Annotated in this window: 11 protein-coding genes; 7 read left to right on the forward strand and 4 right to left on the reverse strand. The window is 63.5% G+C overall.

The window, feature by feature from the left end; translation table 11 throughout:
- Nucleotides 1-20 precede the first annotated feature (20 nt).
- Together PV762_RS17500 and PV762_RS17505 are read left to right on the forward strand one after the other, a co-directional pair.
- On the forward strand, nucleotides 21-482 hold the full coding sequence (locus PV762_RS17500) for a cupin domain-containing protein (protein WP_297532141.1): 462 nt from the start codon (nucleotides 21-23) through the stop codon (nucleotides 480-482).
- A 126-nt stretch (nucleotides 483-608) separates the two neighbouring features.
- The gene (locus tag PV762_RS17505; protein WP_421036277.1) at nucleotides 609-1,463 is read left to right on the forward strand and encodes a restriction endonuclease; all 855 of its coding nucleotides are present in this window, start codon (nucleotides 609-611) and stop codon (nucleotides 1,461-1,463) included.
- A gap of 10 nt (nucleotides 1,464-1,473) precedes the next feature.
- Here the strand turns inward: PV762_RS17505 and PV762_RS17510 are convergent, their stop codons facing one another.
- The 3 genes from PV762_RS17510 to PV762_RS17520 all read right to left on the reverse strand — a co-directional run bounded on the left by PV762_RS17510 (nucleotide 1,474) and on the right by PV762_RS17520 (nucleotide 4,180).
- Entirely contained in the window at nucleotides 1,474-1,944 is a 471-nt protein-coding gene (locus tag PV762_RS17510; RefSeq protein WP_421036278.1) for a DUF6795 domain-containing protein, read from the reverse strand.
- A gap of 307 nt (nucleotides 1,945-2,251) precedes the next feature.
- Complete coding sequence (locus tag PV762_RS17515) at nucleotides 2,252-3,223, reverse strand: hypothetical protein (RefSeq protein ID WP_421036279.1); 972 nt, start codon at nucleotides 3,221-3,223, stop codon at nucleotides 2,252-2,254.
- Nucleotides 3,224-4,180 (reverse strand): hypothetical protein, encoded by a 957-nt coding sequence (locus tag PV762_RS17520; protein ID WP_421036280.1) that lies wholly within the window; start codon nucleotides 4,178-4,180, stop codon nucleotides 3,224-3,226. It lies immediately after the preceding gene.
- A 471-nt stretch (nucleotides 4,181-4,651) separates the two neighbouring features.
- On the opposite strand from PV762_RS17520, the gene PV762_RS17525 reads away from it, so the two are divergent.
- The 3 genes from PV762_RS17525 to PV762_RS17535 all read left to right on the forward strand — a co-directional run bounded on the left by PV762_RS17525 (nucleotide 4,652) and on the right by PV762_RS17535 (nucleotide 6,285).
- A complete protein-coding gene (locus PV762_RS17525; protein ID WP_421036281.1) occupies nucleotides 4,652-5,098 on the forward strand; it encodes a restriction endonuclease in 447 nt (148 codons plus the stop codon).
- Nucleotides 5,099-5,125: 27 nt separating this feature from the next.
- The gene (locus tag PV762_RS17530; RefSeq protein WP_421036282.1) at nucleotides 5,126-5,251 is read left to right on the forward strand and encodes a topoisomerase DNA-binding C4 zinc finger domain-containing protein; all 126 of its coding nucleotides are present in this window, start codon (nucleotides 5,126-5,128) and stop codon (nucleotides 5,249-5,251) included.
- 80 nt (nucleotides 5,252-5,331) lie between these two features.
- Nucleotides 5,332-6,285, forward strand: a complete 954-nt coding sequence (locus tag PV762_RS17535) for an HNH endonuclease (protein WP_421036283.1) — start codon at nucleotides 5,332-5,334, stop codon at nucleotides 6,283-6,285.
- Between the two features lie 134 nt (nucleotides 6,286-6,419).
- Here PV762_RS17535 and PV762_RS17540 read toward each other — a convergent pair whose 3' ends face one another.
- Nucleotides 6,420-7,322 (reverse strand): hypothetical protein, encoded by a 903-nt coding sequence (locus PV762_RS17540; RefSeq protein WP_421036284.1) that lies wholly within the window; start codon nucleotides 7,320-7,322, stop codon nucleotides 6,420-6,422.
- Nucleotides 7,323-7,469: 147 nt separating this feature from the next.
- Here PV762_RS17540 and PV762_RS17545 point away from each other — a divergent pair, with 147 nt between their 5' ends.
- Together PV762_RS17545 and PV762_RS17550 are read left to right on the forward strand one after the other, a co-directional pair.
- Nucleotides 7,470-8,366, forward strand: coding sequence for a WYL domain-containing protein (locus PV762_RS17545; RefSeq protein WP_421036285.1), 897 nt, complete (start codon nucleotides 7,470-7,472; stop codon nucleotides 8,364-8,366).
- Between the two features lie 18 nt (nucleotides 8,367-8,384).
- A partial coding sequence (locus PV762_RS17550) for a hypothetical protein (RefSeq protein WP_421036286.1) occupies nucleotides 8,385-8,567 on the forward strand: 183 nt, incomplete at its 3' end.

The following is an 8,567-nucleotide window of genomic DNA, read 5'->3' on the forward strand; positions in this document are numbered from 1 at the left end:
ACCAACAACCGAGGGACGCCATGCCGGTTTTCACCCCTGCGCAGTTCGTGACCGAGATCCAACCCGTCGACGGCTCTGCGGAGCCCAATCAAACCCAGTGGCTCAGCGAGGCAGGCGGCCTCACGCAGTTCGGCGCCTTCATTGAAGTGCTGCAGCCGGGGTCCCGCTCCTCCATCAAGCATTGGCACAGCGCCGAGGACGAACTGGTCTACGTGCTGGCCGGCGAGATCACCGTGATCGAGGGCGCGACCGAGACGCTGCTGCGTGCGGGGGATGCGGCGACCTTCCAGGCGGGGACGGCGGTGGGACATTGCCTCGAGAACCGGAGCAGCGCGCCCACGCGATGCCTGGTCGTCGGCACCCGGGCCGCGGTCGACCGGATCACCTATCCCGACCACGATCGCGTGTGCCTGAGAGATCGCTCGCTGCCGGATGACCTCTGGACGGACGGTGCCGGCCGGCCGGCGGACAGCCCGTATTGAGGGTCTGGCGGAAGGACCGCCTCCCCTGCTCCGCCGCCGTCAGAGATCGCCAAGACCTCGGAGAGGCCGATGACCTCGAGGATCGGCGAGCGATACTGGACGGACGTCTTCAGGGAGAGAGCCGACATGGCCAGAACGAAGAAGGGATCCTCGGGAGAGGGTCTGTTGGGATTTTTCGCGTTGCTGCCGTGGTGGGTGTGCGCGGCGCTCGCGGTCGTCGCGTACTTCGGGCTGCATGCCTTGGCAGAACAGCCGCCGGTGAAGCCGCAAGCGGGGCCTCCGGGATCGCAGTTCCATGCGCTCGCCATCGATGCCATGGTGCGAGGCGGGGCCACCGCCTTGCAGTACGTGCTGCCGCTCGTGCTTCTGGCTGCCGCGGTCATGTCGGCGTTTCAGCGGCATGCGAGGAAGAAGTTGCTGGAGGCGTCGGCGCAAGGTCAGGATGCCGCCGCGATCAATGGCATGACCTGGCACCAGTTCGAGCTTCTGATCGGTGAAGCGTTCCGGCAGAAGGGATTCACCATCGTCGAAATCGGCGGTAGCGGCCCCGATGGTGGCGTCGACCTCGTCTTGCGCAAGCCCTCGACCAATGGGAACGAGACGTTCCTCGTGCAGTGCAAGCAGTGGAAAGCCTACAAGGTTGGCGTGAACGTGGTGCGGGAGCTCTACGGGGTGATGGCTGCGCGCGGAGCGGCAGGTGGGTTTGTGGTGACGTCGGGTCGGTTCACGAAAGAAGCCGGCGCGTTCGCGGAGGGGCGAAACATGCGGCTCATTGATGGGCCAAAGTTGACCGCGCTGCTCGCGGCGACGTCGGCGCCTCAACCCACTGCGCAGCAGTCGGCGGCGGACGTCACGATGGTGGTCTGTCCGGTTTGCGCGCAGCCGATGGTGCTGCGCAGGGCTAAACGAGGCCCAAATGCGGGAGAGGCGTTTTACGGGTGTTCGACGTATCCGGTGTGCAAGGGGACGAGGTCGGCCTGAGGTCCGGGGGTCACTTCAGCTCCGTGCAGATGCCGTAGCTGTTGATTTCCGGATGGGGTCCGGGTTCGTCCTTGAGGTCGCACACCAGGCGGATCGTCCGGTCGCCGAGTTCGCCCAGGTCTTCGTAGTTGTGCTTGCTGTGCCCCCAGCCCTTGATGGTCTTGCCCTGGTGGACGAAGCGGATGTTCTGCTGGATGACCGGCTCGTGCGGCAGCAGGTTGGCGGTGATGGACCGGCCCGTGATCGCGGGGAACTGGTAGCGGCCGTTGGCGTCGGTGTGAGTCACGGCGGTGGCTTCCTTGTCGCCCCAGTGCCAGAAGTAGTACTGCTGGACCTCGACGCCTTCCACCGGCTGGCCCTCCAGCAGAACGATGCCCTCCGTGGCGGAGAACAGGGTGAAGGGCTTGAAGAAGGCCATGGCGGTTCCGAGCGTGAAGAGTCCGAGGGCGAGCACGGCCAGCCAGAGGGCGATGCGTTTCATGAGGTGGGTCCTTGAGGGCGATGTCGACAGGCTGCGCAAGGCGCCTCAGAGCAGGATGGACTTTCCTGCGCATGTCGGAAGATGGAGGCCGACCAAAGGGTCAGGTCTTCACATGAGCGAAGGAAGCCGACCTGCCACTTTAAGTCGAGCCGGGAAGCTAAAAGTCACTTGCTCGGCCATCGGATGAGGCGCCGCGTCCAGCACCCCATCGCTGCTGTACGCGAAGTCGCCGTTCCAGGTCGCGGCGGCGATCAGCTTCGCGCGCGACTTCAGACGGGCGCTCGCGGAGGGATGGTGGACACGGGCCTCATGGTTGGCCTTGTGCGGCGGCGCCAGCCTGACGGGCGAGCATATTGAGGCGCGCCGCGTGGGCGTCAAAGGTCGACAGCAAGGCCTCGTTGAAGAATTCCAGGCGACGATCCGGAGGTTTGCCGAGCCGGAAACGCGCGGCGTTGTCGTCGAGGAACTTCAGCAGCGCGAGGACCTCCGCATGCTGCGCCTGCTCGGTGGCGACGTACGCGGCCACCCCGTGGCGCACTGGGTCGGTGATGTCGCGCATCATCGCGGTGGTCAGGCCGTAGCGCCTCGACGTCGACACGACGATGCCCTCCAACTGGAGGTCGGCCCGGCCCAGGATCAGATTGATCTCGCGTTCCAGGGTCTCTCGCGATTGTGCGGCCCCAGCGATGCGCGTGCGCGCGGTGGCGCGCCGGTCGGCGGTGGCGAGATTCTCGGGGAGCAGCATCGTCGCCAGGCTGAGTTCGACGTTGCTCAAGCGATGGCGCGCCATGACCGCGTTGAGTTGCTGGCGCAACTGGACCCGAACCAGCATCACGGGCTCGAGCGCGCCGGTGTGGGCGGCCTTGACCTGCGCCTCGGTGGGGGTCTCGCCGCGATTCAAGGCATCGACGATCGGGACGATGTTGGCCCGCGCCTGATCGACCTCGTGCATGCCCAGCCGCACGACGATGGACTGGGTGAGCACGATGCCGGCGAAGGCAATGGCGGCGGTGAGGGCCGCGATGCCGCGGCGGCGCAGCCCGAAGAGCCGCAGGACGCCGTAGAGGAGCAGCGACCACAAAATGGCCTGACCGGTGAACCCGCCGATCAGGTCGATGCCCAGGCGCTTCTCGAGGTCGCGGACCAGCCAGTTGCCGATGAGCACGCTGGCGATGACGAGGACCCACACGATGAAGAGGGTGCGCTCGCGATGGGGGTCGACTGGCGCGGAAGCGGAGGTGAGATCGGGGGGAGCGGGGTCGGCGGAGTTCGGGGACATTCAATACCTCATCGGCTCGCTGGAGAAGGCCGACTGATCGGCCACCCTGGCGACGGTGTAGAGCACGGCACCGGCGTAAACGAACTCAGGCAACGCATCGAGGACGTCGTGACTTCGGAAATGCTTGAGATCGTTAAGCCCCAGGCGACTCATCAGTCCGAGGGCTCTCATTTCCGCCTGGATCTTCGACGAGAGCTCGGAAGACTCCACGACCTTGAATTCTTCCGAGGAGTTCTTGTCGAGTGCAGCCGCAAGCCGCTGATTCCCGCTCTCGAACACCTCTCGAAGCCTGCGCTGTGCTTCGCAGAACTTCTCGACCCGGTCGATCGATTCAAGCAGAAGCTTTCGTCCCGAATCGCTGTCCAGGCGCGAATCCAGATCGCTGTAGATCCGGAGGAACGCGCTCGAAGACAGCAAGGCCTGCTCAGGCAAATGACCGCTGCGCGCTGCCGGACCGAATGTCAATCGCGCACGCACGCCAGCGAACCATCCGAGTTCTTCGGTCGGTTGAGCGTGCTTGCAGTCGTCGCTCAGTTCACGGAGTTTGCGTCTCACTCCGGCATATCGCATGAGGATGTGTTCCTCATGGTGGAAGGAAAGCTCCGGCGCCAGGGCCTCGAAGACCTGTTCGCTCATCTCGTGGAAGAGGTGCCTGCTGTGACGAGGGGGTTTCGGCGCGGCGACATCGTCGACCAGGTAACACAAACTTTTCAGGACCTCGTCGGCGCTGTCCTTGATTTCCTGCTTAGCCTCCTTGGTGGCATCACGCACCTCGGAGAGGAGGTCGCTGTACCTCTGGAAATGGACAGCCGCGGAGTTCCTTCGTTCTCTCGCGATGGAGATCACTGCGGCCTCTCGCTGCACCCGCTCGGTCCGCATCGCAACCTTCAGCGACCACAGCGAGACGATGACGGTCGCAACGCCGCCGACAGCGGTGATCAGTTCGATTTCAGTCATTGATACCCCCGCGACGATTTAACCGTCATCGGCAGCGGCGCAGACGCGACGGAAGGACAGACTGGGCGGCGCAAAGCCGCAGTGGGGGTGTGCCGTGCACGACGCCCTGTTGAGAGTTTTGAAGCACCCATCCCTCCTTGTTGAATCGCTCGATGGCTTTGTCCTCGGGTGAGGCGCGCCAGTTGTGGTTGAAGTGCGTGGCAATTGGGTTGTTTGCGACGAGGAGGAAGTGTCGGCCGCAGGAGACGGCAAGCGGCCCCAATCAGGCGGGATGGCGTGAGAAGGTTCACGTGGGATTCGCGCTGGCCGGACGGGAGATCACAGCCCTCGACGTTTGCCTGCTTGGCACCGGTGGAAGGTCGTGGCGATACTCTTTCGACTTTCAGGGAGAGAGCCGACATGGCCAGAACGAGGAAGAGATCCTCGGGAGAGGGGCTGCTGGGTCTGTTCGCTTCAGCAGGAGCGGCGGTGATGTCGGTTGTCCGACCGCGCGCGACGGGGAAGTTGCACGAGCAGTCCGCACTCGGCGATGGCGCCGCCAAGACCGATGGCATGACCTGGCACCAGTTCGAGCTGCTGATCGGCGATGCGTTCCGGCAGAAGGGGTTCACCGGGGTCGAAATCGGCGGCAGCGGCCCAGATGGTGGCGTGGACATCGTGCTGCGCAAGCCTTCAAAAACCAGGAACGAGACCTTCCTCGTCCAGTGCAAGCACTGGAAGGCCCGCAAGGTGGGTGTGGGCGCGCCAAGGGAGCTCTACGACGTGATGGCGGCGCGCGGGGCCGCGGGTGGGTTCGTGGTGACGTCGGGGGGATTCACGAAGGAGGCGCTGGCGTTCGCGGAGGGACGGAACATGCGGCTCATCGATGGGCCGAAGTTGACGGCGCTGCTGGCGACCTCCCCTGCCCCGAAGCCCTAGCCGCAGCGGTCGGCAGCGGACGTCACGATGGTGGTCTGCCCGGCTTGCTCACAGCCGATGGTGCTGAGGACGCTGAAACGAGGGCCGACGGCGGGGCAGCAGGTCTACGCGTGCTCTACGTATCCGGTGTGCAAAGGGACGAGGCCGGCTTGAGCAGTTCGTGCGGTAGCAGAATGCGACTGACTTATTTAAGTCATTTGAGCGCTACATTCCGCTCCAAAGGGAGCAAAGGAATGTCAGAGATCACACGAGCGTACTGGTGGGTCAACCACAAGCAGACCTTCCAGCAGGAGTTTGAGGGCGGCTATCTATGGAGTCCCAAGAAGTCCGCCACGGGAGCTACGAATCGGTTCTACGACAACATGCGTCGCGCCAAGCCAGGCGACTCGGTAGTCTCATATGCCGATGGCCGCATTCGTGCTTTGGGCGAGGTCACCGACACTGCCACCACAGCTCCGAAGCCCGCAACTTTTCGGACTGTTGGATCCAAATGGTCGGATTGGGGATGGCTTCTCCCGGTTCAATGGCAGCGCGTGAACGCCGAGCCACGCCCCGCTGATCATCTGGCCGAGCTCCTTCCCGTCCTTCCTGAGAAGTACTCGCCATTGAATACTTCAACTGGGAAGGGGAATCAGAACGCCTACCTGTCAGAGATCGATTCGGGCCTCATGTCTCTGGTCAAAAGCTGGACGAATGGGACGACAGACGCGGTACAGCCTTCGTGCGACAGTGCAGCTCTTCTGGAGTTGATCGAAGAGAAGGAGTGCGGCGAAATTGATCGGAACCCAGCTCTGTCGCAGTCGGAACGCGAGGCTCTTGTTCTCGCTCGGAAGGGTCAAGGGGTCTTTCGGGAACGGGTAATCGCACTACATGGGAGTTGCGTCGTCAGCGGAATAGGTGATCCGCGCCTGCTTCGCGCAAGCCATATCAAACCTTGGCGACTTTGCGAAACGTCAACAGAGCGGTTGGACCCGCAAAACGGTCTGCTTCTAGCTCCCAACTTGGATCAGATGTTTGACAGAGGACTGATTTCCTTCAACGACGACGGTTCACTAATCGTGTCAAGCACATTGGCTGATGTTGACCGTGGCGCAATGGGGCTCCATCTCGTCCAGCGCTCAAGGATCTCGCTAGCACCGCACTTGCGCTACATCGAATATCACCGTGCCAGTGTTCTGATTCCTTAGCGATAGAAGAAGCTTAGGGCTAGCACTGCCGGACAAATCTTGGAATGGGCCTTGGTCAGATTGCGATGGAAGCTACGATTTCTAAGACTCGTCGCGATCGACGGCAGCGCTCTATTGGTTTCCTAGGATCGCGCTCAGACGGCCCAACCGAAATCTCGGATTGCCAGCCCAACGGCGTGCAATGCGAATTCGGCATCGCCTTCGAGTGGCGCGCGCAGTCCCTTGGCATGCTGCTCATTGGGCTTGCCGCGTACGTGCAGCCTAGCCACGATCTGCGCAGCCTTCCCCACGCAATCCATGGCTCGCCCTTCGGTCTTCTTGGCGAGCTCGCCCAGATCCGTCGCCAGAGTCTTCGCATCCTCGTGGCCGCTTTGCACCAGCCAACGCGACAGCAACACGGTCAAAGCCGCGCGGCAGTGGTCGACGACCGAGATGCCCGACTCGCGAAAAGCCGAGTTCAGAACGCGCTCGATTGCCTCCCGCACTGCGGGCCGAAATGGCTCGTCGATCTTCGCGTAGTCGATGGCCGGAAGGATGCCGAAGGCCGAGAGCGATTTGAGCGTCACCATCACGCAGCCGTTGGCAAGGGCTTCGGTTTGCAAGATGCGCCAGCCGGAGGCCGCTCGCGAGGAGCCAAGCGCCAACGTCATGCCCTGGCCCTGTTGCGTGAGTAGGAGCAACGGGTTGCAGGCGGTGAATGTGTTCATCCTCTTGATGGCGCGGCCTTCGCGCCCAAGCTGTCGCACGAGCGGGTCTTCGTAAGGATGCGGCGACACAGCCTGCTCATTGGGCTGTCCCTGGCCAGGCTGAGGCTCATACAGCCGCCCCCGGCGCGTGCGCGTCACCGGATCAAACGAGTCCTCCCTGAAGACCCAAGCCAAGGGAGACGACCAAAGGCCGCGAGGCAGGTCGTCCCAGTCGGAATCCTTTTCGATCAGCTTCGCCTGCGCGATGCTGGGCGTTGGGATAGCCGGCATATCCGGCGCGCCGAGGCCCTCGTAAACGAGGCCGGTGTTCGTGTCGATGCCCAAATACAAGGCACTTCTCCCGTGTGTGAGGCAGCCTGCCAAGATGCAGTCCGACGCTGCGTAGGTGTCATTATCAATTTGATGAGCATGATAATATCTTTCTCATAAGGCGCGACACTTGCTTCGCGCGCGGGCCGGTGGCCCGGGAAAGGGCCCTTGGCAGAACCACTAGATGCTTCGCAGGCGCAGCGTGAACGGCTGGCGTTCTTGGAGCTGCGCGCGTTCTTCACGGGCGAACTGAGGCGCTCCGACATCGAAGCTCGCTTCGGGATCAAGCCGGCGGCCTCGTCGCGCGACCTGGCGCTGTATCGCGAGATCGCGCCGGACAACCTGGAATACGACGCTGTGGGCCGGTGCTACCGGCCGTCGTCGTCTTTCGCTCCGGTGTTCGAGTTCAACCCGGACCGCGTGCTCGCTTGGCTGCTGCAAGGCTTCGGCGATGGGCTGGACCTGAGCTTGAAGCAGGCGGCGCCTTGCGAGGGCCCAGGCCAGCTCACGCGGCCGGACATGCAAGTGCTTGGCTCCATCACGCGCAGCATGTGCGCCAAGCGCGCCACGCGGATCACCTACATGTCTCTGTCGTCGGGCTCGAAGCGCCGCGAGATCGTGCCGGTGGCTCTGGCCGACAACGGGCTGCGCTGGCATGTGCGGGCGTTCGACCGCGAGCGGGGCCGCTTCGGCGACTTCGTGCTGACGCGGATCTCCAGGGTGCAGGATATCGAGGGCGAGGCCGAGGAGCGAGAGCTCTTGGGAGCCGATGAACAGTGGGCGCGGATGGTGGAGATGGAGCTCGCGCCGCATCCCGGCATCGAGCACCCGAAGGCCATCGAAGCCGATTACGGCATGCACGACGGGGTGTTGCGAATCAAGGCGCGCGCGGCCCTGGCGGGCTATGTGCTGCGGAGATGGAACGTAGACGCGAGCCCGGACCACCGGCTGGATCATTCGATTCATCACCTGTGGCTGCGCAATCCTCAGACGCTCTATGGGGTGGAGAGCGCGGCTCTCGCTCCCGGCCAAAGGGAGGTCCTCGAATCGGCCGTCATCGGCTGAGCGGGAAACGGAAAAGATATGAAGCTTGAAGAGATCGCCAAAGGCGCGCTCGTCTCCGGCATTGAGCCGGGGAAGGTCGCCCGCATCGTGAGCGCGGACCCGCTGGGGGATAACGCCGTCACCGTCGTCTACCGTGCCGACGATGGGCGCTTGGGCGAACGCGTGCTCTTCCGCTCCAACGAGACGGAGCTCTCGATCGCC

It is taken from the genome of Mitsuaria sp. CC2, from assembly GCF_048957715.1.
GTDB lineage: Bacteria > Pseudomonadota > Gammaproteobacteria > Burkholderiales > Burkholderiaceae_C > Roseateles.

Coding starts and splice junctions, on each gene's coding strand:
- PV762_RS17505 (WP_421036277.1), top strand. CDS start 609: ATGGCCAGAACGAAGAAGGGATCCTCGGGAGAGGGTCTGTTGGGATTT.
- PV762_RS17500 (WP_297532141.1), top strand. CDS start 21: ATGCCGGTTTTCACCCCTGCGCAGTTCGTGACCGAGATCCAACCCGTC.
- PV762_RS17530 (WP_421036282.1), top strand. CDS start 5,126: ATGGTGGTCTGCCCGGCTTGCTCACAGCCGATGGTGCTGAGGACGCTG.
- PV762_RS17510 (WP_421036278.1), bottom strand. CDS start 1,944: ATGAAACGCATCGCCCTCTGGCTGGCCGTGCTCGCCCTCGGACTCTTC.
- PV762_RS17525 (WP_421036281.1), top strand. CDS start 4,652: ATGTCGGTTGTCCGACCGCGCGCGACGGGGAAGTTGCACGAGCAGTCC.
- PV762_RS17515 (WP_421036279.1), bottom strand. CDS start 3,223: ATGTCCCCGAACTCCGCCGACCCCGCTCCCCCCGATCTCACCTCCGCT.
- PV762_RS17535 (WP_421036283.1), top strand. CDS start 5,332: ATGTCAGAGATCACACGAGCGTACTGGTGGGTCAACCACAAGCAGACC.
- PV762_RS17520 (WP_421036280.1), bottom strand. CDS start 4,180: ATGACTGAAATCGAACTGATCACCGCTGTCGGCGGCGTTGCGACCGTC.